Genomic DNA, 24,085 nt, shown 5'->3' with positions numbered 1-24,085 from the left:
GGCAGCAATAAATTGTTTGTATAATATATGTATTCAATGAAAGGATAATATGAAAGCATTAGTTTTAGGCGCGAGCGGAGCAACCGGCAAATTGGTAGTGCAGCAGCTTGTCAAAAAAAATATTCAGGTTCGAATAGTTGTGAGAGAATCTGCCATTATACCCGACCAAATATCAGATGATAAGAGCATTGAAATAATTAAGGGAAACATAAATGACTTTGACATTTCAAAAATAAAAGACCTTATAAGAGATTGTGATTCTGTTATCTGCTGCCTTGGTCACAACATAAGTTTTAAAGGTATTCTTGGACCACCCCATAAACTGGTTTACAATACTGTTGTTAAAATAATTGAAGCATTGCAGTCCCGGGAACCAAAACCAAAGTTTATATTAATGAGCACGACCGCATATACAAACAGAAAGATAGGAGAAGTAAACACTTTCGGGGAAAATATAGTATTCTCATTATTAAAAGTCCTGTTACCTCCCCATAAAGATAATATGCTTGCGGCTGATCACCTTGTTTACAAATTAGGTTCAAAAACCAATATTGATTGGGTGGCAGTCCGTCCTGATTCGCTTTTCGATGAAGAAATTGTGAGTGAATATGAAACACATAATCATAAAATACGAAGCCCCATTTTTAATCCCGGCAAAACAAGCAGAATAAATGTCAGTAATTTTATGGCAGAGCTGGCAACAAATGATAAATTGTGGCAGGAATGGAAGCATAAAACTCCGGTTATCTACAACAAAGAATAAGAATCTTGCGAACGCCTCGTGAAAACTAGTATTGTCACTTCGACTGCAGGGAGAAGTCTGTAAAAATAAACAGATTTCTCAGTCGTAAACTCCTTCGAAATGACTTTCACTTAATTATCACACAATCTCTTTATAAGGGCAAGCTCTGTCAGCCTGAGAAATGTTACTTTTAATTATTACAAATTCAGATGCAAACAGAAAGATAAGACAAGTAAACACTTTCGGAGAAAAGATGCAGTCCCGGAATTTACGTGTTAGAAGTCAAAGTACTGTCTTCAACCAACCAAATGGCACCCAGAAAATTTAGGTGCCATGGCCAGAAATCTTGTTGTGTCCAACTGGGATCCAGCTTTACCAGAGTGATTTAGGGGGTGATTGCCCCAGAGCCGCCCGAGATGGTGTCTCCTTCACTATCCGTTCCAGATATGTTGGTAATGGTCGTGTAAGGAGGACCACCGCCAAAGTTACAGGAGAAGTTGGCAGTGTAGCCGCCCGTGAGCGAGAGCGAAGCAGTCCAGACTCCCGTGTTCGAGAGCGGGCCGGTGACGGTTATAGTTTGGCCCTGCTCGGTCTTTGACATAGTCACGGTGCAGCTAGTCTGGACAATTGACATCCCGGTAAACTCATAGGGGTCGCCGTTAGGAAAATTGAGGGTGATGTCCCAGGTTCCCGGGCTCTTGGCCACCAACTGGCAGTCGGTGCTAGTGCCGCCGCCTGCGGGGTTTTCTTCCTTACTACAACCCTGAGATAAGAACATCAACAAAAATGTGAAAGCTATAAGGTAATTAAAATAGCCCAGTTTTTTACCAGAAGTGCTGGGTTTCATCGTTTCTAACATAACAAACTCCATTAAATGATAATTATTTAGTAACCTTAAAAGTTAGTGGTTTTATATGCTAAGGTGTTAGGACAATTACTACGTTATATAGGACTATTCATACAAAGATTACAATAATCTCTTAAAAGATAGATCTAAAGGTTTGATTCTGTTCCTATATCACACTATTGAGAACAAAGTTTTATAAAAAGCATACTTAGCATAAAAAATGCGTACATTAAAAATGTTGATAACGATATTCTGAAGCCATAGAACTTAATTGTCTAAAGATAAAGGAAACGATATGAGTAAATTAACATTTGGAGTAATTGGTACTTCAAACAAAGTAGATGAGCAGCGCATCCCTATCCACCCGGAACATTTGCTGCGCCTCCCGGAACAAATTCGCAAACAACTGATTTTTGAAGAAGGATATGGTGAGCCATTCAATATTGAAGACTCAGAACTTGCTGCTCTAACCGGTGGTATTGCATCACGCAAAGAAATTTTAACGGATATTGGAAATGTAATACTTGCCAAGCCGGTATTAGCAGATTTTAAAGAACTCCGCGAAGGTGGAATTCTTTGGGGTTATCCGCATTGCGTTCAGCAATTTGATCACACTCAAGCTGCTATTGATCGCAGGCAGACGCTGATTGCTTTTGAGGATATGTTTGTCTGGGGACCCGGCGGACAGGTTGGGCGCCATACTTTTTACAAGAACAACGAAATGGCAGGCTACTGTGCAGTAATACATGCATTACAGCTAAAAGGGATCGATGGACATTACGGAAACCAGCGGAAGGTAATCATTTTTAGTTTTGGTGCAGTCAGCCGTGGAGCTATATATGCTCTTAAAGCGCGCGGATTTAAAGATATCACAATTTGCATTCAGCGTCCCGATCACGAATTTCGTGAGGAGGTTCTTGATTGTCACTATGTTCGAATTCAGGAGGGCGATGAAGGTGAAGCTCGTATGATGATAATTGAGCACGATGGAAGTAAACGACCGTTGACTGATTTGATAAACGAATCTGATATTATTGTAAACGGTACCTTTCAGGAACCTGATAATCCGCTCATGTTTGTAAACGAAGAAGAGGGTTCATATCTAAAACCGGGCTGCCTGATCATTGATGTCAGTTGCGACGAGGGTATGGGTTTTTATTTTGCCAAACCAACTACATTCAAAAATCCTATGTTCAAGGTTGGAAAAGTTGATTATTATGCTGTGGACCATTCACCAAGCTATCTATGGGAAAGTGCATCGCGCTCTATCTCTGCTGCTCTCCTTGTTCATTTACCATCTGTAGTGGCAGGGCGGGAAAGTTGGCAGGAAAATGAAACAATCAAACAAGCAATTAATATTGATGCAGGCATAATTAAAAAACCAAATATTATATCATTTCAGAATCGCGAGTCGGTCTTTCCCTACTTACCCATCGAAGAGCTAGAACTAGTGGTTTGAAATAGTTATTCAAATTCCATTCTAACCAGACTTAAGTCTGGTTAGAACCTGATCAAAGCCAAATTAAGAACTGTTTCAACAGTTTAAAATATTTATAATATTATAAGCTAGATTCCAGAAAAAAAACATTAAACCATTTTACAAATAACAATGACAGAAATTTTAGTTGAACATATAAGCAATACGCTTTCTACAAGTAAAACACAAGTATCAAATGCAGTTATTTTATATTTGGGGGAGTAATTGTTAATGTTACAGTTTCATTGCTCATCTTCTTAAACGAAAAAAGGGGATCTAACTTTTAATCTTTTAAGAATTGTTTGATTTATATGTTTTAATATAAAATAATTAGATGTTTTCAGTAATATCAATTAGGACGGAAATAAAAATATGAGCCACTTATTCTCACCCCTAAAAATCAGAGCCATAGAATTAAAAAACCGAATTACTGTATCACCAATGTGTCAGTATTCCAGTAAAAACGGATTTCCAACTGACTGGCATCTTGTTCATCTCGGAAGTTACGCAGTAGGGGGTGCCGGTTTAATATTAACTGAAGCAACTGCTGTTTCTCCTGAAGGAAGAATTTCTTCCGATGATGCAGGAATCTGGAATAACGAACAGGCTAATGCTTATAAAAAGATAACTGCGTTCATAAAATCTCAAAACTCTATCCCTGGAATCCAACTAGCTCATGCAGGAAGAAAAGCATCAACTTATTCGCCGTGGAAAGGTACTGGAGAAGTTAAAATTGAAAACGGAGGATGGTTGACTTTGGCACCAAGTCCAATCCCCTTTGCTGATAATTTTCCACTTCCAAAAGAAATGAATGAAAATGATATTAAACTCGTCATTAATCAATTCGCCGATGCAGCAAAAAGAAGTGTAGACGCTGGTTTTGAAGTTATTGAATTACATTTTGCACATGGATATTTAGTTCACGAATTTCTTTCTCCACTATCAAATAAAAGGACAGATCAATATGGCGGGAACCTTCAAAATAGATGCCGCTTTACAATCGAGTTAGCAAAATCTGTTAGAAAAATAATTCCAGATGGAACACCTTTGTTTGTAAGAATTTCCTCAACTGATTGGGTTGAGGGTGGTTGGGATATTGACCAATCTATTCAGTTAGCAAAGTGGCTAAAAGATATTGGAGTTGATTTAATAGACTGTTCCAGTGGTGGAAATATTTCTAATGCAAAAATTCCCATAGGCCCGGGTTATCAAATTCCATTTGCAGAAAAAATAAAAAATCAAGCTAATATTATTACTGGTGGTGTTGGTTTAATAACAACAGCAGAACAAGCAGAGCAAATTATTAATTCTGCACAAGCTGATATTGTTTTACTTGCAAGAGAAATGCTGCGTGATCCGTACTGGGCTTTACATGCAGCTAAAAAATTGAACGTGGATTTGGAAGATTATCCGAAACAGTATTTAAGATCTAAATAATATTACTTTACCTCACGGTTTTTATCAACTCATTTTACAGAAAACAATGACAGATATTTTAGTTAAACATATATGCAGCACGCTCACCATAAATAAATCACAGGTTTCAAACACAGTTAAACTGTTAGAGGAGGGAGCGACAATTCCTTTTATCTCCCGCTACAGGAAAGAGGCTACCGGAAGTCTTGATGAAACAGAAGTAACAGCAATTGAAAAGGAATGGAAACGATTGCTGGAATTGGTTAAGAGACGCGAAGCTATTCTTAAAAGCATTAACGACCAGGAATTGTTAACTCCTGAATTAGAAATGAAAATTAATAACTGCTGGAATATGGCAGAGCTTGAAGACATTTATCTTCCATACAAACCAAAACGAAAAACAAGGGCAAGTGCCGCGCGGGAAAAAGGATTGGAACCTCTTGCAGAAATAATAATGGCGCAGAAGGAAGATAAGTTAGATAAGATTGCAGAAAAATATTTAAATGATGAAGTGCCGGATATTGAATCAGCATTAGCCGGGGCAAGAGATATTATTGCAGAATGGATTAATGAAAACACAGATGCGCGGAATAAAATAAGACAGCTATTTGAGCGTGAAGCAATAATCAGTTCAAAAGTAATTGAGAAAAAGAAAGATGAAGGAACAAAATACCTGGACTACTTTGATTTTAGCGAACCGTTAGAACGCTGTGCAGGTCACCGTCTGCTTGCAATACGCAGAGCAGAACAGGAAGGGATTTTGCGTGTATCGATTTCAATAGATAATGAAAACGCAATTGAGAGCCTGGAAAAAATCTTTATAAAAAATAAAAATGAATCTGCGGTTCAGGTCGGGTTAGCAATTAAAGATGCTCACAAAAGATTATTGGCACCTTCAATTGAAACCGAATTTAAAAACAGTTCTAAAGCAAAAGCCGATGAAGAGGCAATCCGAGTATTTTCTGAAAATCTGCGCCAGTTACTTTTGTCTCCTCCGCTCGGTCCAAAAGTTACAATGGCAATTGATCCCGGTTTCAGGACAGGCTGTAAACTTGTCTGTCTTGATCAGCAGGGAAACCTGTTGCATCAGGATACTATCTTTCCACATCCTCCGCAGCCAAAAGTAGATGAAGCAACTGAAAAAGTAACAGGGCTGTTGAAAAAATATAAAGTTGAAGCAATTGCAATCGGAAACGGAACTGCAGGCAGGGAGACGGAAAGGTTTATAAAATCTCTGATTGGTGAAACGAGCACAACAGAAATATTTATGGTAAACGAAGCCGGCGCATCAATTTATTCTGCTTCTGAAACTGCGAGAGAGGAGTTCCCTGATCTCGATTTAACTTTCCGCGGTGCAATTTCTATCGGAAGACGGTTGATGGACCCGCTTGCCGAGCTTGTTAAAATCGATGCAAAGTCAATTGGCGTAGGACAGTATCAACACGATGTAAACCAGGATGATTTGAAAGATGGTCTGGATAAGGTAGTAACATCTGCGGTAAACCAGGTTGGGGTAAATTTAAATACGGCCAGCCAGAATTTACTTAGTTATGTATCGGGTATCGGACCGAAGCTTGCAAAATCAATTATAAAATACCGTCGTGAGAATAAAACTTTTCGTTCGCGCAAAGAACTGATAAAGGTAAGCGGACTGGGTGCAAAAGCATTTGAGCAGTCTGCAGGATTTTTAAGAATTCCCGGTGCTGAAAATCCGCTTGATAACAGCGCTGTTCATCCGGAAAGTTATTCCATAGTTGCAAAGATGGCAAAGGATTTATCCCAACCAGTAAAATCATTAATTGAAACCGCAAATTTACGTCAGCAGATAGATGTCAATAATTATGTAACAGATACAGTCGGTTTGCCAACGTTAAAAGATATTATGCAGGAATTGGAAAAGCCGGGGCTGGATCCAAGAGGCAAAGCAGAAGTATTTTCATTTTCAGAAACGATAAACGAAATAACAGATTTAAAACCGGGAATGCGTTTGCCGGGTGTAATAACAAATCTTACTAAGTTTGGTGCTTTTGTAGATATAGGAATAAAAGAAAACGGCTTGCTTCACATTTCTCAAATAACAGATCGTTTTATTAAAGACCCTTCCGAGGTGCTAAAGTTAGACCAGAAAATAATAGTTAGAGGTTATTGATATTGATATTGAAAGAAAACGAATTCAGTTGAGTATGAAGGAAGGGTAGTTATTTTTCTTGTCATTCCCGACTTGATCGGGAATCTGAATGATGATTAACAATAGATTCCCACCAGAGCTTATCCCGAATAACACTTACTACATCGCTTTTAAACAACCTTAAATGGTGAGTTCAATTTTATTGAATGTAAAGTCACACTTATATATATTTCAAACGAATAACGATCAATATCAACATTAGGCAGAATATTATGAAACTATTTATACTTACCACAATCCTGGTCTTTATTTCTTCAATCTCATTTGCTCAAGAAAAGAACGTAGAACCATTCCTGCCAGAAATATTTTCACCATTTCCAAACGTAAGGGATCTTGCAATATCTTCTGAGGGGGATGAAATTTATTTTTCTGTTCAAAGCTACGTTGATGAAGTATCTTTTATTGCCACTTCCAAAAAAATAAACGATGTTTGGTCAAATCCTGAGATGGTTAGCTTCTCCGGAAAATATTTTGAGATAGAACCGTTTCTTTCCTCAGATGGATTAAAATTATTTTTTGCTTCAAACAGACCATTAGATAATACTGAAAATAAAACTAAAGACTTTGATATCTGGTATGTTCAGAGAGAAAATAAAAATACCGAATGGTCAAGTCCAATAAATTTAGGTGAACCTATTAATTCACCTGCAAATGAATTTTACCCATCAATAGCCAACAATAATAATTTCTATTTCACTTGCGATGAAAGATCAACCAAAGGAAAGGATGATATTTTTGTTAGTTATTGGAAAGAGGGAAAATATTTAGAACCTGTTTCATTAAACGATTCAATAAATTCAGATGGATATGAGTTCAATGCGTTTGTTGCACCGGATGAAACTTATATTATCTTTACTGCTTATCAAAGAGAAGATGGTTTTGGAAGCGGTGATTTATACATCAGTTATAAAGTTTCAGATACTATTTGGACACAGGCAAAGAATTTAGGAGAAGAAATCAATTCTAATAAAATGGATTATTGTCCATTTGTTGATGCAAAAACAAACACTTTATATTTTACAAGTAAAAGAAGTCACATCAATAATAAAAATTTAGGATTATCTTCGATCCAGGATTTTTTAAATGAGATGAAGAAATATGAGAATGGACTAAGCAGAATTTTTAAAACTACGTTGAAGAAATAGAAGGAAAAAATTATGTTTATCGGACATTTCGGGGCAGGGTTTGCAGGAAAGAAATTTGAAAAGTCTGCATCACTTGGAACTTATTTTATGGCCGCACAATGGATTGATCTTATATGGCCGGTACTTCTTCTGCTTGGAGTTGAAAAAGCAGAAATAAAACCAGGTGTTACATCAGTTACTCCTTTAGATTTTACTTACTACCCTTTTACCCATAGTTTATTTGGAGTAATTGTTTGGGCTGTTTTATTTGGGATGGTTTATTTTATTATCAAAAAGAATTCCAAGACAGCAATAATACTTGGGTTACTTGTTGTAAGCCATTGGTTTTTAGATTTACTTGTTCATATTCCCGATCTTCCAATTTTTCCTGGTTACAGTTTAAAAGTTGGATTTGGTTTGTGGAATAGTTTTGCTGCAACTCTAATTATTGAAGGGTTGATTTTTAGTTTGGGAGTTTATCTCTACTACAAAGCAACTAAAACAAAAAATAAAATCGGAACATATTCTCTTATAGGATTAATTGTGTTCTTAGTCGTTATGTATATTTCAAATCTTATTGGTCCACCGCCACCTTCTGTTGAAGCAATTGGAATTGTGGGTAATGCACAATGGTTAATTATTCTTTGGGGTTACTGGATTGATCAGAATAGAGAAGCAAAATAATCGTGTTGCAAATATTTTTGTGCTTAAGAATTAAAATATGAAATGAATATTGTTTTAGTACATGGTTTTATCAGCACAGGAAAAATATTCTTTTACATAAAGAAGAAACTTGAAGCACAGGGACATAACTGTTTTGCGCCAACCCTTAAGCCGATCGATGCAAAGTATGGAATTGAAGACCTTGCAATAAAACTTAAAGACAAGATTGAACAAAATCTTGAGCCTGATTCTAAATTTATACTTATTGGTTTTAGTATGGGTGGAATAATTTGTAGATATTATTTGCAAGAGCTTGGCGGCATTGAAAGAGTTAACAAACTGATTACAATTTCTTCGCCTCATCATGGCAGCTATCTTTCTTATTTATATCCCGGCAAAGGAATAAAACAATTACGTCCAAATAGTGGTTTCATGAAAAGTTTGAAAGAAAAAGAACATTTGTTAAATGGTTTAAATATTTATTCATACAGAACTCCATTTGATTTAATGATTATACCAAACAAAAGCTCTATTTGGAATATTGCCTCAAATAAAAGATTTATTTCAATTATGCATTCTTCGATGTTAATAAATTCTAAATTAGTAAGGGAAATAATAAATCAGTTATAACTTTTATGATAAATAAAAAACAATTAACAAAAGATTACAAGCAGCAAAAACAGCCGGTGGGTGTTTATGCTGTGCATAATAATATTGATAACAAAATGTACATTGGTACAAGTAAAAATCTGCCGGCAGTTTTAAGAAGATTTGAGTTTACATTAACGATGGGAAGTTTTCCTTACCAGGACATTGTTGATGATTATAAGAAACATGGCAAAAACAATTTTGAAATTAAAGTTCTTGATGAGCTTGAATTAAAAAACGAAACAGAAAAAGAACTAGATACTGAACTAAATTCACTTGAGGAATTGTGGATTAAAAAACTAAAAAGTGAAGGTGTAACTTTTTACAATAAGAAAACATAAATAAAAATGGCTGTCCAAAAATTATTATTTTTAGACAGCCATCGAATAATCGGTTGTGTCGTTATTTCAATAGAATCATTTTTCTAACCTGCGAAAAGTTTTTCGTATCTAAGCGATAGAAATACATTCCAGAAGCTAATTGACTTGCATCAAAATTGAATTGATAACTACCAGCATTTTTCATTTCATCAACAAGGGTAACAATTTCTTTACCCAACAAATCATAGATTTTTAATGTTACTTGAGACGAAACAGGTAATTGAAAAGAAATCGTTGTCGTTGGGTTAAAAGGATTCGGATAATTTTGATCAAGTTTAAATTCAGTTATACTTAATGGTTCTTCACTAATTCCAGTCGGAGAACTATTTGAGGCTCCTCGTGTAATTGTATCCAGTGTTTGCCAAACGCCGCCATCAGGAATTCTTCCAGAAGATTGATCTACAGTTAGAGCTGGGAAAGTAACCGAATCAGCTATTAAGCCCAAAGAGTTTTCTAGCCATACTTTTTCGCCGGAACTTGAAAGTCCAAAACCACTTGCTGATGTATCGTCAGTTACGATAACTAAAAATCCATTAGAAGGAATTACTGATCCAGTTGAAAATTCTTTTTTAGGTTTAGTGCCGCTTTGTCCGCCGCTGTCATAAATTTTATAACCACTAATATCGATTGCAGAAGTTGATGAGTTGTAAATCTCGATCCAATCTGGGTCCGTCGTTGTGCCTCTTGTATATATTTCATTCATCATTACTTCACTGCTTGTTGTTGTGTTAGCAGTCATCGTATAAAATTCATGTTCAGCTCTAACCGGCGAAAACATACCAACATTATTATTTTCTGCGTAGATATAATATTGAATTGTAGAACTGCTTACATCAATTGAAGCACCATAAATGTTATCTCCAGCAGTACCATCACCGTGCGCGCCATCATCATACATAAGAATCTTTGTAAAGCGGTTCTCATTATTGTCTCTGTGTCCTAGATAAACAGCGTCTGTATTTGTATTAATTACATTTGCGGTAATAAAAACTGTAGTGTTTAAAGTCGGGTTTGTATCACTGGGTGCAACGTTTGTTATCGTTGGTTTAGTATTAGTAAAGTCCGAAAGTGCAGATAGATATGTGTTTCTACCATTCATTAATGCGGTTATTCCAGGCACGGAATTCGGGCCAATACCAACATCAGTTGTAAGATTGCTTTGATATTGGGTATAAGTATAAAACTTGTTTGGATCAGCCTGCACCGCTGCATTTATTATTGGCTGTATTGATTGAGCCAATGTATAATAACTATTGTTTGAAAAATTTTCGGTTAAAATCGTATGCAAATGTGCCAGATACATTTTTTTATACGTAGGAACAGCAAGTAGTTTTTGTACCAACGGCCAATTCGCATCACCGGAATGAAGCAAATGAGTCATCTGACTTTTAGCGGTTGTGTTTGGTAAAAATATTGTACCTGTTTGGCTGAATGTTCCAAACGATTCATTAAAATCCCAAAGCATACAATTAAATCGTCCTATGTTATCTTTATATAAATAATAATTCTGCGCAAATACACCTATATAACTATCCAGATTAACTAAAAGATTATCAAAGGCTAACATCCATAATGCTCTATCAACATCTAAAACCGTTTCAATTTCGCCAATATTATTTTTAAGAGTGTTGGTCAAAGTTATTAAATCAGCCCATCCGTAATCAGATTTTAACTCATAAGCAGGATAATAGAGCGTGCTGTCAGTGCCCAGGTAAACCAAATTTGGCAAATCTGTGCTTCCGGGTCCTGCACCATCAATTGGATTACATTTAATAAAAGCATTGTCTTTGGAATAAAAGTTTTTGTTAACAAATGTTTTACCGATAGATTCAGAACTGACATAGAGCCCGAGTAGAGTTCCGTTTACATAAACATTTGCATAATTAGATAAAGAAGCATTCATATACTTTCTTAAGATAGAATATGAAAGTACCTCACGTAAAAACGATGGGTCTTTAGCAACATTACTTAGTTTGATATCTTTGTAACCTTGATAATCTTGTTCTTTATAGGTGTCTAGTTCAATATGAAATGGATTCTTAATATAGTTAGGATTATAAGTGCTGTTTCCTTTGTACTTTACACCCACACTATCATATTCAGTACCATTTACAGTAACTGATTGTGCCATTATGTAACCATCGCTTCCGGCTTTAGCCGTATCAAGCATATAATCCCAATTGCTTTGCGAAAAAGTTATTGAAATTGTCTGAATGGTATTAATATCATAAAATGATTGCCCGAAAGAGTTATTTAAAAACCCTGTTATGCCTATAAGTATTATTAGTAGATAAATATTTGTTCTTTTCATTTTTTTTCTAGTTAATTAAAATCCAAGTTATTTTATTTGAGTGTAACACAAATGCTACTGTAATTTAATTTATATTTCTAACACAACGAACATAATTATAAATTCTTATTGCATCGCCCTGAGGCCCGTTTCCAGTGGGATACTGGTTTGGATTTCCTGCTTTTGGATCACTTCGTTGTGCCCCGGCTCCATGAACATCCTGCCATCTTGCATCCATATATCCCATTGCTCTTCCAAAACTTACATAAGCTGCAAAACCACCAGCAACAGAAGACCAGTTAGAATGAGTTGTGCTTGTCCAGTAACAACCATAATCTGATTGTCCAGCTTCATTAGTAATTGGAGTTGCATTAAAAAGCGGATCAATCGCGGCAGAATTTGTTGTACCAGGTGAACGTGTATAATCTAAAATACTGTGCAATTCTTTTGCGTCTGGTAATCGCCAATCAGAATGACCAGCGTACTGTAAATTCTCAGAATAACCAAGTGCGTTTTGCCATGTCATTCCAGTTTTACTATCATTCTTCATCCACATTAATCCCGTTGAGTTATCTGTTATAGTACTGTCACCGTTATCCACAAAATTATTTATTCCGTAGGTTGAGTTACCACGCACGTATATTACATCGAAGGTTTTATCCCCTGGCCCAAAGGGCATTTGTAATCCGTAACCCTTAATACGCCCATCGGCAAAATTAACTCCAAAGAGTAATTGACCATCCACATACATGTTTGAAGAGGCATATTGTGCATCAATAATTCTTTCTCCCGCTTGTGTGTCGCCGTAAGCGAAATCGAAATAATCTGTGTTAATAAATGGAATAAGGCCTGAGGTTGAAGTCCCAGTATAGCCACTAGGGTCAACACCAGAAAAAATAATAAGTGAATACAATTCTTTTATTGTTGGCAGGCGCCAATCGGTATGTCCTCCAGTGGTGCAACTAATTGCTTCTGAAACAGCCTGTGCATAAGTTTTTTTATCATTAGCGTCAATATCTCCATCTCCGTCTGTATCAGCACTTTTTTGCCACATTAATCCTGTGATCATATCCGTAATCGTTCCATCACCATTGTTTTGATATTGTATTTCATTTCTTGTGTATTGAGCATCCTGTCCATAAAATGCATTACCTGACGATGGCGCTGAAATTACATTTGATGTATCATAGAAAACAGATTGATTTGTACTAACGACCGGATATCCTGTGATGTTTGGTAGATTTCCTCTGTTATTAGCTACCTGCGTTGAGGATTCAGAACATCCTATAAATAAAAACCATATCGATGTTAGTGCTATTATGCTGATAGATTTCATTTTTAAATTCTCCAAAGGTTTCTAAAATTAATATTCTTAACGTTTTGGCATTTGTTGATTGGGCTGTGGACCGCGGCTTTTCATAAATTGATCAAACGCCAATTTTTGTTCATCGTTTAATAAACTTTTTACCTGTGCTTCAAAATCTTTTCTTTTCTGCTGCATCTCTTCGGGGCTTCCACTTCCTTCTCTACTACCCATTGATTCCTTCATATTATTAAAGTGAGCTGTAAATAAATCGGGGACTTCTTTTTTTTGTGATTCGTTTAAAGAAAGTGTTGTTGATAATTCATCAATCATCTTATTAACTTCTACAGCACTGGGAGGTTTCGGCGGCCCATTTCTTTCAGGCTGTTGCTGCGCTGACAGACTTATGGAAGCAAAAAGCATTGCAGCGATAATTAGAAGTATGCCGGTATTAGATCTTCTTTGTTCGATCATTTCATTTTCCTTTAGTTTAGATAATTATTTTTATGTTCTATTATTTAAGACGATGATTTGGAAAATAACTTGTGCAGTTGTAAAAATTATTTTAAAAATAGAAAAGCCCTTCATTCAATACAAATAAAGGGCTAATGTTCTACATTTAGAGATCAATTTTTATTTGGTGGTGGCGGTTCATTTCCTGGCGGTGGAGGAGGGCCATCATTATTCATTCCCGCTGGAGGATTCTGATGAAAAAATTCGCCAATTAAAAATTTAAGTTTATCCTGCTGATCTGGTTTACACAATTTTTTCAGGTCTAAAAAATGACGAAAGGTAAGTTGCTCAAGATCAGCCATTTTTTCCTGCGATAATTTTAACAAAGAGTCGGATAGCGACGTTTGTGGATTATCCTTTAACACTTCATCGAACATTTGTTTTTTAATTCGTTGTATTTCATTTTGTATAAGCGATGCCCGTTCTTGTTGTTCTTTACGCAACTTTAAATATTGTTCAGTTTGAGTTTTATCAAAGCCAAGCTCATCTTTTAATAATTGTTGAATATGCATTTTCTCTTGCTCGGGTCTTCGTTGCTCTCTCTGCATCATATGCTGAGGAGGCTTATTCAGCCAGATCATTAATATCGTAGCAAGATTTAAAATTACAAGCAGAACAATTACAAATATTAGATAACGTTTTTGTTTAAAAATATCCATAGTTTTTTTCTACTCAGCTAAAAATATATTACTTTGATTTGTGTTCAGATTTAAATCATTAGAAAGATATTCTATTAACTCCTGCTGATTTTCAGCAGCAGAATAATTTCCGGCACTATTAATATACCATATAAAAGTACTCACATTTATTAGCAACAAGATTGTTAATAACGCAGGTTTTAAATATCTCCACATCATAGAATTATTCTCTGAGCTTTCTTTGATTCTTTGCTGCACTCGTGTATAGAAATAAGGATTTGTAGGCAAAGATTCTTTTTGCTCAAATACCTCTAATGTTTTTCTAATTTCTTCTTCGATTATCTCTTTTTTGTTCATCTTTCTATCCATAATAATTAAGACGCTTTTTAATTAAAAAACTTGTGCGCTTACTTCCTTTTTTCAAAATAATTATATAATTCCTTATGTAAATTTTTTTTAGCCCGATGTATTAAAGCTTCAACAGCTGACAATGACAAATCCATTATTTTTGAAATTTCGGCATTACTAAAACCTTCATATTTGCTTAAAACTATTGCTGTTTTTTGATTTTCCGGGAGTTTATTGAGCGCAAAATCAAGCACTTCTTTTCTTTCTTTATCATCTAAATCTTTATCAGGTGTTTCATGGGAGGGGATTTCAATAATCTGTTCATCTTCTCCGGATTTAAATATAGAGGTAAGTTGAGCAAATCTTTTTTTTCTGTTTTTGCTTCTAATAAAATCGAGAGATTTATTTACAGCAATTCGGTAAACCCATGTTGATATTTGTGCTTCCTCGCGAAAATGCGAAATTGACTCAAACACCTGGATAAATACTTCCTGAGCAATATCATCGGCATCATCAACGTTGTTAACATATCGAAAGCAAATGTTGCGAACTTTTTCCTGATTCTGTTTTACTATTGATTCAAAATTCAATTGCAGTTTTTCTAATTTCGTTTAATCGAAAGCATGTAATAAGTGCTATACATTTATCTAATCACCAATGTATCCGGACCAGATACTTTATTGATATGACATCTGCATTTATCCGTGTTAAACAAATATTCTCCAACGGCAACTCTATTTCCATCAGTTGCTGAAAAGTAAATTTTCTCTGCTGTTGGGCAGGAACAAAGCATTTGTGTAAATGAATCATTAAGAACGGTGTATTTGCCTGCACCAAAAGGATGCGGATCTTGCACAACATTTAATTCATCTCCGTCTTTGTCTCTTATCGTAACGGTTAAAGAATCAATCGGAACTCCAAGAGTATCGACAACTGTTACAAGGAAGAATCTATACTCTTCTGTACACAAGCAATCCTCATCAACCGTTGAGCAAGAAAAAAATACAATTACTGATAGAAATAAAATCAATAAAGTCTTCACTGAGCCAAAATTTTTGTTTAAGGTTTATAAACAATACTGTAATTTATAACCAAACTTAAACTTATTTTTGTGATAAATCCATAAACTAATTATAGATATTAAATGGCAAAAACTTGTGTATTACTTATAAACCTCGGAACTCCAGATAGTCCGTCGGTAAAAGACGTAAGAAAATATTTATTTGAGTTTCTAAACGATCCGCGTGTGATTGATATAAATCCAATTGGCAGATTTTTTCTTGTGAACTTTATCATTGTTCCTTTTCGTGCATCAAAATCTGCAAAAATTTATAAGGAATTGTGGACAGACAAAGGTTCCCCGATTATGATTTACGGTGAATCTGTAAAAGAAAAATTACGAAAAGAGCTTGATAATGATTTTGAAGTTGAACTTGCAATGCGATATCAAAATCCTGGTCTTGATGAGGTTTGTGCACGAATGGAAAAAAAAGGCTACCAGAAAATTATCGTTTTACCCTTGTTCCCGCAGTATGCATCTGCAAGTACTGGATCTGCAATTGATAAAGCTATGAAGTTAATTAGTAACTGGTGGGTGATTCCAGAAATAAAAATCATCTCACAGTTTTATGATGACGAAAATTATCTGAATTGTGTAATTGAGCAATCAAATAAATATAATTTAAATGATTATGATCATATTCTTTTCAGTTATCATGGATTGCCGGTTAGACAAGTTGATAAAGTTTATTCAGATGGTAAGCCTTGCTCGGATCACAAATGCGAAGATGAAATTAATGAAGACAACAAATACTGTTACAAAGCAACCTGCTATGCAACTACCAGAATGCTTTCTGAAAAATTAAATCTGCCAAAGGAAAGATATACGGTTTGTTTTCAATCCCGCTTAGATAAAGATTGGCTTGAACCTTTTTCGGATAAAGTTGTTGAGGAATTGGCAAAGAAAGGCGCAAAAAAGCTTTTGGTATTCAGCCCTGCCTTTGTTGCTGATTGCCTGGAGACAACAGTTGAAATCGGAATTGAATATCAAAACATATTTAAAGAGCATGGAGGAGAAAAAGTTCAGCTTGTAAAAAGTTTAAATGATCATCCAATGTGGATTGAAGCACTTAAAAAGATGGTTCTTAAGGAAGCATAAGAGATTTTTATGGATAAAGATTTTATTCCCAAAACCGGAAAGATGATAACTCGTGAAACTAAAAAGCAAATTAAGCGGGTTAAAAGAATTTTAAATCCTCTGCAAAAACCTAAAGCTAAAAAAGTTGGGCTTTCACCCGGCACGCTTGTTTACACTGGCGAAAAGAAAAAAGATGAAGTTAAAATCACATTGTTTGACTATAAAGATGATTTTATAACAGAAAAAACCCTTGCAAATATTGAAGAAAGTTTTAGCTGTAAAGATTCTGATTTAACATCTTGGATAAATATAGATGGACTGCATGATATTTCAATAATTGAAAAGTTAGGAAAGCAATTTGAAATCCATCCGCTTGTGTTAGAAGATATCGTTCACACTTCTCAAAGACCAAAGGTTGATGATTACGAGAGCTATCTTTACATAGTTGTAAGAATGTTTGATTATAATCCCGATACTAAAGAAATAAAAAACGAACAGGTTAGTTTCGTTCTCGGAAAAAAATATCTCATCACGTTTCAAGAAGATACCGGAGATGTTTTTGATACAGTAAGAGACAGACTTAGAAAAGGTGGTCCGCGTATGAGAAATGGAGGACCAGATTATTTAGCGTACGCACTTATTGATGCAATTGTTGACAGTTACTTCCACATTCTTGAACAGATCGGCGATGAAATTGAAGAACTTGAGGACAGAATTATTGTTGATCCCGAGCAAAGTGATCTTCAATCAATACACAATCTTCGCAGAGAAATGATTTTGTTAAGAAAATCTGTTTGGCCTTTACGGGAACTACTATCAAACCTGCAAAGAAATGAAAATGGAATTATTAAACAACAAACACAAATTTATATTCGTGATGTTTACGATCACACAATTCAAATTATCGATACAATCGAGTCTTACCGCGATATGGCAATGGGAATGCTTGAAACATACTTATCCAGTCTAAGCAACAGAATGAATGAAGTGATGAAAGTGCTTACAGTAATTGCAACAATTTTTATTCCACTTACTTTTCTTGCCGGTGTTTATGGAATGAATTTTAAACATTTTCCTGAGCTACAAATTGAGTGGATGTACCCATGGGGTTTTTGGGGCTTTATTATAGTTTGCGGCGGGCTTATGTATTTTTATTTCAAACATAAAAAATGGTTTTAATAATTTTATCGGCAAATACTTTTTATACGTTTCATTAATGCTGTTTTCTGTTTGAGATTACTACCTTGTTTTTTGTGAGTTTTGATAAGTAGAATGTTTATCAACTTGCTATTCATCATAAAAAGATTATATTATAACTGCGCATTTATTAAATGATAAGCTTTTGAGGAAGTTCAAAAAGGTTTGAAGCCGGTAATCGGTTTTAACTTAAATCAATCTCTATAATATTATTTTTCTCTTCTTTTGAGTTACAGCTCTTTATTTCTCCGGTTTCAATAATCGTTAATTTATTTGTGGTTAATTGATTTGATGGAGATGACTATGGAAAAATATAATATCGTTATTGCTGGAAATGGAGAGCCCGCGCTTGTTTGTACGCTTTCTGCAAGACACACTTACGCTGATAAAAGTATTGCAATAATCAAAACTGATAAACAGAACTCTATCGTTGAGGAAATACTTTCTTCTATCTCGAGTCGTTTTAATAATATGTTAAATGTTTTTTATGATGATGTCGCTAGTCGTAATCATAATGTCCTTCAGTTGGCTGGTGGAGGAAAAATTGAATATGAAAAACTTGTTCTTGCAACTGGTTCCCGCGCGATTGAACCGCTTATTGATGGAATTCAACGAGACGGTGTAATGCTAATTAATAAAGATCCTGAACAGATCCGCAAAATAAAAACCGAAGCTATTGAAGCCGAAAGTGTTGTAATTTATGGCGGTGGTTATATCGGTGTTGAATTGTGTGATGAGCTTTTAAGAGCCGGTAAAAAGATTACTATAATTGAAAAGTCAAAACGATTAATGCCCTCATCTTTTGATGCTGATACAAGCAACAAAGTTAAAGAAGTAATTGAAAATCTTGGTGGAAGAGTAGTTTTGGATGAAAAAATAAAAAGTGTCCTTGGGATTGATGCCGTAACAGGCGTAAAACTTAGCTCCGATGAAGTGATTGATTGTGATTTTCTAATGATCTGTTGCGGCTCAAGACCGAATATAGAAATGGCTGAAAAGCTTGGAATAATTTACGATCGTGACAGGGGAATTTTAGTTGATGAATATTTCAGAACATCTGATAAAAATATATACGCGGTTGGCGATTGCGCGGCAAAGCATGATTTTTTCGCAAGCGATCTTTCGAATGTTTTAACTTATAATTCCAAAATGGAAGAAGCAAAATTACTTGGGGCAAATCTTTATTCTGTAATTTTTAATCGCGGTAAAATGATCAGCTATCTTTCCGAAAAAAGAAGTTTGAAGAATAGAATAAAAACCGAGCTAAAAAAACTGGAGATATCTAATGCCACAAAAGACTTTATATCTTTGCCAAGACAGTAAAGCAGAATTGCTAAATATTTCTGATCAGGAACCTGCTAAGTGTAAATTATGCGGTGGTAATAAGTTCTATAAAAATCATCATCACCAGTGTGCGGCTAAGAAAATCAGTAGCAAGGGACGATGGTCCTATGGAGTAAAATAGTTATCCTAATTTTTTAATTTCTTGCGTTGCCTCTCTATATTTGTCACGTACAACAATAAATTTTCATATTAATTTCTAAATATTTTTTAGGATAGAACTAAATGACAGAAATCAAAAGACCTAGCTGGGATGAATATTTTTTAAAACTTGCAATGCTTGCTTCAGAGCGTGCAACTTGCCCGCGTATGCACTGCGGGTGTGTTCTTGTAAAAGATCGATTTGTGCTTGCAACCGGGTACAACGGCTCACTTCCTGGTCAGCCCCATTGTGAAGATGACGGATGTTTAATTGTAGATAATCATTGTGTGAGAACTAATCATGCAGAAATCAATGCGCTTGTTCAGGCAACAAAACACGGTGTTAATATTGTCGGATCAACTGCTTACATTACAAATATGTCTTGTACAACTTGTGCAAAAGCGCTTATTGCAGCAGGAATAAAACGAGTTGTTGTGTTCTCCGATTTTCACGATACGCTTGCAACACAATTTTATTCGCAAGCAGGAGTTGAAGTTGTAAAGATGGATATGCCAAGCAAAGAAATTCAATATGATTTAATGAATTACTCTTCGGCAAAGAAAACAGAAAAATCTCAATAGTTTTAAATCATAGCCATTAGGTCAATTCGAAAAAGTCTCAAATGAGAAATTTGGATAATTAGAGTTTACATTTTTCTGATCACAATGACCGGGCAGAATTAATTTACTTTTAATTATATAACAATAAAAAACATCTATTAAAACAAAAACTTATATATTCTGGCTACCACTGTTTGCAATCATATTTTGGGGCGCATCATTTATCGCAACAAAATTTCTTTTAAATGAATTAACTCCTGAAACAATAATTTCGATGAGATTAATTCTTGCAATCTTCCTTCTTCTTTCGATTGCATTGATGCAAAAAAGAAATTTTGCCATTAACCTTAAAAGCCACAGCTACATTTTTATTCTTGCACTAATCGCTGTATTTCATTTGTGGATTCAAGTTACCGGACTAAAATATACAACAGCATCCAACACAGGGTGGATAATTGGTACAGCGCCAATTTTTATGGCACTGTTGGGGTTGATTTTCTTTAAAGAAAAAATAAATCTGATTAAAGTAACGGGAATTGTGATTGCAACAATTGGTTTGCTATTACTTGTAGGCAAAGGGAGTTTAACCAATATAGATTTAATAAAGAACAGGGGTGATTTACTCGTTCTATCCAGCGCTTTCACTTGGGGAATTTATTCAATGGTTAATAAAAAAATATCGCTTACCTATTCCCCTTTAATGACTATACTTTATCTTTTTATAATGATGGCAATTATTATTATTCCGTTTACCGTTAGTGATGCAACTATGAAATCAGTAATAAATCTTTCCAGCGTTGGCTGGATTGCAATATTATTTTTAGGTTTACTTTGCAGTGGTGTTGCTTATGTAATTTGGGCTTATGCTCTACGCGAAATGGAATCTGCAAAAGTTGGAGCATATCTCTATTTTGAACCGTTTGTAACTGTAATTACGGCTTGGATTTTTCTTAAAGAAGATATTACACCATTAATGATACTTAGCGGATTAATAATTACCGCCGGTGTGTTTCTAGTAAACAAGGATTAATTAAAATATGATTCTAGATTCTAACAGCAAAAAACCAAAGATAGAATATCCTTGTAATTGGGAGTATAAAGTTATTGGTATCGATGTTGATGAAATGATTAAGATGATTGAACAATCTGTTGGAGGAATGGATTATAAAATATCTTCATCAAACGTCAGTTCCAAAGGAAAATATTTTAGTATTAACTTAACAGTATTTGTTACCTCAGAAGCTATCCGTGATATAATTTTTGCAAAACTTGAAGCATGCGAATTTGTTAAAATGGTTTTGTAAACCAGGCCCCCCATAGCCCGGCTTTAGTATTCTAAATTTGGATCGACATACTTTTTGTAGAGAGGTGTAGATTCTTGTTCATACAATAAGCTCATTTCATATTTATCCAAAGGAAAGTAAAATTTAAGAGTTTCAGCCAAACCACTTATTGGGAAGAAAACTTTTCCGGAAATATTTTGAAATGGATATAGTGTGGTTTTTCGCAAAGCGAGAATTTCCCATACATAGGATGAGTTTTCTAAAGCAGAACCAATTCTATTGTTTTGAATATCAGTTATGAATTCATCATCTTTCATTCTTTGGGATTGATAATCAATTCGTTTAGATAGTTCTGGATCATTTGTGACCAACGCCTTTGTTTGTCCGACAAACTGTAAAAAACATCCAAAAGAATATGTCATTGCCTCCATTTCCACATTATTTTTATGAATTGCATAATTTTGTTGCAACTCCATTATAACCTTTTCTGGATCTTTTGCTGATAATATTATAGGATCACCACCATTTATCTTTCCACTAATGATTTTATAGTTGAACTTTTCAGGTTCAACAAGTATGGTCTTTTCTGAATTGTTTATTATCTCCGTATCAAAGACATAATGATTATTATCACTTCTATCATAGGATATCCTGATAATGATAGAATCATTATCAAGTGTTACAATTTCTTTCCCTTTGTACCACTCATTATTTGGGGTTTGTGGTTTTAGATTTAGAATTGCTGAGCGTGAAGGTGAACAATGAGTAAATAATATGGCGGTAAATAGAATTAAGATTGAAAGAAATTTGTTTTGTAAATACATAATCTCTCCGGCTTTTTCTGCACCAGTACAATTAAAATGCCGAATAAATTATTTGAATCATAAGCTTTTTTGATTAAAGGGAATTGGTAAGTGTAGGCTTAAATAGACTTTCTATGTTTACAAAAAGAAAATTGAGTATTAAGATTTGTTAGCTGTTAAATAAAAAAGGGATGCAATAGCATCCCTTAATTTTTCATCTTCCCATCTTTTTATTTTTTAATCAACCTTTTTAAAAACCATTTTAGTTTTACCGCTAACTATAGTAAGCTTCATTTTATCGATGCTGTAAGTAACTGTTTTTTGATTAAGTGCCTCGATGACTGCTTTTTCAATTTTCATATTTGGACAAGCCATTAAGGTACCCATCAAAGCCCCGAAGGTAATTTTATTACCAACAACATTAATGCTTCCGCCAATTGTGTTACATCCAGCGTGCCCGCTAAAACGCATCTCAGTCAAGTTAAATTCAAATTGAGGCATTCCTTTTTGTAACTTTTCTTTTTTAAAATTAATGCCTGTCATCTCTTCCATTACATAAATATCATATAAGCGATTATCATATAAATAATTTCCACATCCTTCAAAGGGGTTATAGTTAGTATCATCAGGACCCTTAGCTTCTACTCTTACTTTGTAAGGGAATATTTCTCCGGACATGTTATCCTCACAATTGTCCTTAATAACGGTAATTATTAGTTCACCCTTGTCTGACTTTGCTCTGTAAAGAGTAACATCAGAATCTTGTGCTTTGATTCCAGCAACAGCTGGGGTGTTTATTTTAATATCATCCGTTGTTGCAAATGCAATGGATTTTTCAAAATCAATTTCTAATGTCCAGTTAGGTTCATTACCTCTTGCGATAAAATCAACACCTGCTAAAAATTTATTCTGATAATGTTGTGAATTATTATCAACATCATCCTCAACTGGTTTTTCTACTTTTACTTCTTTAACGTCTTTTATTTCCTTTACTGTACTTGCATCTTTATGCAGATGATATTTTTTTTCCGATTCAGAATTTATTCTATCGCCGTATTCATCAAGCATAATTAATTCTTTTCCGCTTATTAAAAATAATTTTGCATAATCATAACTTTCAAGTTCGATGACAGAATCTGAATCAAAAACCCAATTGCCCTCATCAACAATAAACTCATCACTTTTTCCTTTATAAACAAATTTTTGCACGAATGTAAAATCGTTTTTTAAGTTCAGCTGATAATCTATCACATCACAATCTTCGCAAGGCAAACTACCGAGCCAGATTCCGTTGCTTAAAAAAGTTAGTTGTTTTGGATCCTGTACAGTTTCTGGTGCGGATGAGCATCCAACAACTATCAGCAAAATAAACATTGATAAAAGTATAATCTTTTTCATAAAATATTCCTTTAAATCTATTTTTTGAGAAACAAACTGATTACAGCATTAGTTATAATATTAACAGTTTTTCAAATATTATACCGTTATAAATTTTCCCTATAGTGATGAAATATTTCGATTAATGCTTGAAAGTAAAGAATAGGTTTGCCTTTCGGTGATTTTAGCAGAAAAATATTACAGATTGGAAAAATAACTGCAGTCTTTTAAAATGAAAGAATTTAAAAGAAAAAACGCATCCCGTTACCGAAATGCGTTAATTCATTGAGACTTATGAAAAATTAAGAAACAGAAACTAATAATTCTTTTTCTATAGCTTCTTTTATTGATTCTTTCGGTAAAGCGCCAACCGCCATTTTAGGTTGCCCGGTAGTTGGTACAAAAAGTATTGAAGGAATGCTTCTGATACCGAACACAGAACCAAGTTCCTGCTCTTCATCTGTGTTAACTTTATAAATGTTTACTTTTCCTTTATACTCTTCTGATAATTCTTCTAGAACCGGTCCAACCATTCTGCAAGGACCGCACCATGGGGCCCAGAAATCTATAATTGCAGGAAGTTCACCGTTGAATTTCCAATCTTGACTTTTTTCGTAATCAAATACTTTAGTTAAAAAAGTTTCTTTTGTTAATTGCTCTGTCATTTA

Annotated in this window: 24 protein-coding genes and 1 pseudogene; 14 read left to right on the top strand and 11 right to left on the bottom strand. The window is 34.7% G+C overall.

Annotated features, from left to right (window positions below):
- Positions 1–49 precede the first annotated feature (49 nt).
- Positions 50–763, top strand: coding sequence for an SDR family oxidoreductase (locus IPJ23_13760; protein ID MBK7631740.1), 714 nt, complete (start codon positions 50–52; stop codon positions 761–763).
- Between the two features lie 364 nt (positions 764–1,127).
- Here the strand turns inward: IPJ23_13760 and IPJ23_13755 are convergent, their stop codons facing one another.
- Entirely contained in the window at positions 1,128–1,601 is a 474-nt protein-coding gene (locus IPJ23_13755) for a hypothetical protein (GenBank protein ID MBK7631739.1), read from the bottom strand.
- Between the two features lie 283 nt (positions 1,602–1,884).
- Between IPJ23_13755 and IPJ23_13750 the strand changes: the two genes are divergently transcribed.
- The 7 genes and pseudogenes from IPJ23_13750 to IPJ23_13720 all read left to right on the top strand — a co-directional run bounded on the left by IPJ23_13750 (position 1,885) and on the right by IPJ23_13720 (position 9,446).
- On the top strand, positions 1,885–3,048 hold the full coding sequence (locus IPJ23_13750; protein MBK7631738.1) for a N(5)-(carboxyethyl)ornithine synthase: 1,164 nt from the start codon (positions 1,885–1,887) through the stop codon (positions 3,046–3,048).
- A 390-nt stretch (positions 3,049–3,438) separates the two neighbouring features.
- Positions 3,439–4,503, top strand: coding sequence for an NADH:flavin oxidoreductase/NADH oxidase (locus IPJ23_13745; GenBank protein ID MBK7631737.1), 1,065 nt, complete (start codon positions 3,439–3,441; stop codon positions 4,501–4,503).
- A gap of 46 nt (positions 4,504–4,549) precedes the next feature.
- Positions 4,550–6,680: pseudogene (locus IPJ23_13740) on the top strand (RNA-binding transcriptional accessory protein).
- A 202-nt stretch (positions 6,681–6,882) separates the two neighbouring features.
- A complete protein-coding gene (locus IPJ23_13735) occupies positions 6,883–7,815 on the top strand; it encodes a PD40 domain-containing protein (GenBank protein MBK7631736.1) in 933 nt (310 codons plus the stop codon).
- 12 nt (positions 7,816–7,827) lie between these two features.
- A complete protein-coding gene (locus tag IPJ23_13730) occupies positions 7,828–8,478 on the top strand; it encodes a hypothetical protein (protein MBK7631735.1) in 651 nt (216 codons plus the stop codon).
- A 42-nt stretch (positions 8,479–8,520) separates the two neighbouring features.
- Positions 8,521–9,087 (top strand): alpha/beta fold hydrolase, encoded by a 567-nt coding sequence (locus tag IPJ23_13725; GenBank protein ID MBK7631734.1) that lies wholly within the window; start codon positions 8,521–8,523, stop codon positions 9,085–9,087.
- Between the two features lie 5 nt (positions 9,088–9,092).
- Entirely contained in the window at positions 9,093–9,446 is a 354-nt protein-coding gene (locus IPJ23_13720; GenBank protein ID MBK7631733.1) for a GIY-YIG nuclease family protein, read from the top strand.
- A 61-nt stretch (positions 9,447–9,507) separates the two neighbouring features.
- Here IPJ23_13720 and IPJ23_13715 read toward each other — a convergent pair whose 3' ends face one another.
- The 7 genes from IPJ23_13715 to IPJ23_13685 form a co-directional block, all read right to left on the bottom strand.
- A complete protein-coding gene (locus IPJ23_13715; protein ID MBK7631732.1) occupies positions 9,508–11,655 on the bottom strand; it encodes a CotH kinase family protein in 2,148 nt (715 codons plus the stop codon).
- A gap of 205 nt (positions 11,656–11,860) precedes the next feature.
- Positions 11,861–13,111: a DUF1566 domain-containing protein gene (locus IPJ23_13710; GenBank protein MBK7631731.1), complete on the bottom strand. Its 1,251-nt coding sequence runs from the start codon at positions 13,109–13,111 to the stop codon at positions 11,861–11,863.
- A 36-nt stretch (positions 13,112–13,147) separates the two neighbouring features.
- A complete protein-coding gene (locus IPJ23_13705; protein ID MBK7631730.1) occupies positions 13,148–13,552 on the bottom strand; it encodes a hypothetical protein in 405 nt (134 codons plus the stop codon).
- A 152-nt stretch (positions 13,553–13,704) separates the two neighbouring features.
- Positions 13,705–14,250, bottom strand: coding sequence for a hypothetical protein (locus tag IPJ23_13700; GenBank protein MBK7631729.1), 546 nt, complete (start codon positions 14,248–14,250; stop codon positions 13,705–13,707).
- A 9-nt stretch (positions 14,251–14,259) separates the two neighbouring features.
- Entirely contained in the window at positions 14,260–14,586 is a 327-nt protein-coding gene (locus tag IPJ23_13695) for a hypothetical protein (GenBank protein ID MBK7631728.1), read from the bottom strand.
- A 50-nt stretch (positions 14,587–14,636) separates the two neighbouring features.
- Positions 14,637–15,173, bottom strand: a complete 537-nt coding sequence (locus IPJ23_13690) for an RNA polymerase sigma factor (GenBank protein ID MBK7631727.1) — start codon at positions 15,171–15,173, stop codon at positions 14,637–14,639.
- A gap of 47 nt (positions 15,174–15,220) precedes the next feature.
- Positions 15,221–15,607 (bottom strand): hypothetical protein, encoded by a 387-nt coding sequence (locus IPJ23_13685; protein MBK7631726.1) that lies wholly within the window; start codon positions 15,605–15,607, stop codon positions 15,221–15,223.
- 114 nt (positions 15,608–15,721) lie between these two features.
- On the opposite strand from IPJ23_13685, the gene hemH reads away from it, so the two are divergent.
- From hemH to IPJ23_13655, 6 genes are all read left to right on the top strand, one after another.
- Positions 15,722–16,735, top strand: a complete 1,014-nt coding sequence (gene hemH, locus IPJ23_13680; protein MBK7631725.1) for a ferrochelatase — start codon at positions 15,722–15,724, stop codon at positions 16,733–16,735.
- Between the two features lie 42 nt (positions 16,736–16,777).
- Positions 16,778–17,893, top strand: a complete 1,116-nt coding sequence (gene corA, locus IPJ23_13675; GenBank protein MBK7631724.1) for a magnesium/cobalt transporter CorA — start codon at positions 16,778–16,780, stop codon at positions 17,891–17,893.
- A gap of 321 nt (positions 17,894–18,214) precedes the next feature.
- Positions 18,215–19,234, top strand: coding sequence for an FAD-dependent oxidoreductase (locus IPJ23_13670; protein ID MBK7631723.1), 1,020 nt, complete (start codon positions 18,215–18,217; stop codon positions 19,232–19,234).
- 243 nt (positions 19,235–19,477) lie between these two features.
- The gene (locus IPJ23_13665; GenBank protein ID MBK7631722.1) at positions 19,478–19,975 is read left to right on the top strand and encodes a cytidine/deoxycytidylate deaminase family protein; all 498 of its coding nucleotides are present in this window, start codon (positions 19,478–19,480) and stop codon (positions 19,973–19,975) included.
- Positions 19,976–20,111: 136 nt separating this feature from the next.
- Positions 20,112–20,984 (top strand): DMT family transporter, encoded by an 873-nt coding sequence (locus IPJ23_13660; protein ID MBK7631721.1) that lies wholly within the window; start codon positions 20,112–20,114, stop codon positions 20,982–20,984.
- 7 nt (positions 20,985–20,991) lie between these two features.
- Entirely contained in the window at positions 20,992–21,258 is a 267-nt protein-coding gene (locus IPJ23_13655) for a DUF493 domain-containing protein (protein ID MBK7631720.1), read from the top strand.
- 23 nt (positions 21,259–21,281) lie between these two features.
- On the opposite strand, the gene IPJ23_13650 is transcribed toward IPJ23_13655, so the two are convergent.
- From IPJ23_13650 to trxA, 3 genes are all read right to left on the bottom strand, one after another.
- On the bottom strand, positions 21,282–22,061 hold the full coding sequence (locus tag IPJ23_13650) for a hypothetical protein (GenBank protein MBK7631719.1): 780 nt from the start codon (positions 22,059–22,061) through the stop codon (positions 21,282–21,284).
- Between the two features lie 216 nt (positions 22,062–22,277).
- Complete coding sequence (locus IPJ23_13645) at positions 22,278–23,438, bottom strand: META domain-containing protein (protein ID MBK7631718.1); 1,161 nt, start codon at positions 23,436–23,438, stop codon at positions 22,278–22,280.
- 281 nt (positions 23,439–23,719) lie between these two features.
- A complete protein-coding gene (gene trxA, locus IPJ23_13640; protein ID MBK7631717.1) occupies positions 23,720–24,082 on the bottom strand; it encodes a thioredoxin in 363 nt (120 codons plus the stop codon).
- Positions 24,083–24,085 lie beyond the last annotated feature (3 nt).

Source organism: Ignavibacteriales bacterium, from assembly GCA_016709765.1.
Lineage (GTDB): Bacteria > Bacteroidota > Ignavibacteria > Ignavibacteriales > Ignavibacteriaceae > IGN3.
The sequence above is the reverse complement of the archived record's forward strand: the minus strand, read 5'-3'. Positions and strand labels throughout refer to the sequence as shown.

What these genes read in the sequence shown, in the direction of transcription:
- IPJ23_13760 (MBK7631740.1), top strand. Translation starts at nt 50, where the DNA reads ATGAAAGCATTAGTTTTAGGCGCGAGCGGAGCAACCGGCAAATTGGTA.
- IPJ23_13755 (MBK7631739.1), bottom strand. Translation starts at nt 1,601, where the DNA reads ATGTTAGAAACGATGAAACCCAGCACTTCTGGTAAAAAACTGGGCTAT.
- IPJ23_13750 (MBK7631738.1), top strand. Translation starts at nt 1,885, where the DNA reads ATGAGTAAATTAACATTTGGAGTAATTGGTACTTCAAACAAAGTAGAT.
- IPJ23_13745 (MBK7631737.1), top strand. Translation starts at nt 3,439, where the DNA reads ATGAGCCACTTATTCTCACCCCTAAAAATCAGAGCCATAGAATTAAAA.
- IPJ23_13735 (MBK7631736.1), top strand. Translation starts at nt 6,883, where the DNA reads ATGAAACTATTTATACTTACCACAATCCTGGTCTTTATTTCTTCAATC.
- IPJ23_13730 (MBK7631735.1), top strand. Translation starts at nt 7,828, where the DNA reads ATGTTTATCGGACATTTCGGGGCAGGGTTTGCAGGAAAGAAATTTGAA.
- IPJ23_13725 (MBK7631734.1), top strand. Translation starts at nt 8,521, where the DNA reads ATGAATATTGTTTTAGTACATGGTTTTATCAGCACAGGAAAAATATTC.
- IPJ23_13720 (MBK7631733.1), top strand. Translation starts at nt 9,093, where the DNA reads ATGATAAATAAAAAACAATTAACAAAAGATTACAAGCAGCAAAAACAG.
- IPJ23_13715 (MBK7631732.1), bottom strand. Translation starts at nt 11,655, where the DNA reads ATGCTTGATACGGCTAAAGCCGGAAGCGATGGTTACATAATGGCACAA.
- IPJ23_13710 (MBK7631731.1), bottom strand. Translation starts at nt 13,111, where the DNA reads ATGAAATCTATCAGCATAATAGCACTAACATCGATATGGTTTTTATTT.
- IPJ23_13705 (MBK7631730.1), bottom strand. Translation starts at nt 13,552, where the DNA reads ATGATCGAACAAAGAAGATCTAATACCGGCATACTTCTAATTATCGCT.
- IPJ23_13700 (MBK7631729.1), bottom strand. Translation starts at nt 14,250, where the DNA reads ATGGATATTTTTAAACAAAAACGTTATCTAATATTTGTAATTGTTCTG.
- IPJ23_13695 (MBK7631728.1), bottom strand. Translation starts at nt 14,586, where the DNA reads ATGAACAAAAAAGAGATAATCGAAGAAGAAATTAGAAAAACATTAGAG.
- hemH (MBK7631725.1), top strand. Translation starts at nt 15,722, where the DNA reads ATGGCAAAAACTTGTGTATTACTTATAAACCTCGGAACTCCAGATAGT.
- corA (MBK7631724.1), top strand. Translation starts at nt 16,778, where the DNA reads ATGATAACTCGTGAAACTAAAAAGCAAATTAAGCGGGTTAAAAGAATT.
- IPJ23_13670 (MBK7631723.1), top strand. Translation starts at nt 18,215, where the DNA reads ATGGAAAAATATAATATCGTTATTGCTGGAAATGGAGAGCCCGCGCTT.
- IPJ23_13665 (MBK7631722.1), top strand. Translation starts at nt 19,478, where the DNA reads ATGACAGAAATCAAAAGACCTAGCTGGGATGAATATTTTTTAAAACTT.
- IPJ23_13655 (MBK7631720.1), top strand. Translation starts at nt 20,992, where the DNA reads ATGATTCTAGATTCTAACAGCAAAAAACCAAAGATAGAATATCCTTGT.
- IPJ23_13650 (MBK7631719.1), bottom strand. Translation starts at nt 22,061, where the DNA reads ATGTATTTACAAAACAAATTTCTTTCAATCTTAATTCTATTTACCGCC.
- IPJ23_13645 (MBK7631718.1), bottom strand. Translation starts at nt 23,438, where the DNA reads ATGAAAAAGATTATACTTTTATCAATGTTTATTTTGCTGATAGTTGTT.
- trxA (MBK7631717.1), bottom strand. Translation starts at nt 24,082, where the DNA reads ATGACAGAGCAATTAACAAAAGAAACTTTTTTAACTAAAGTATTTGAT.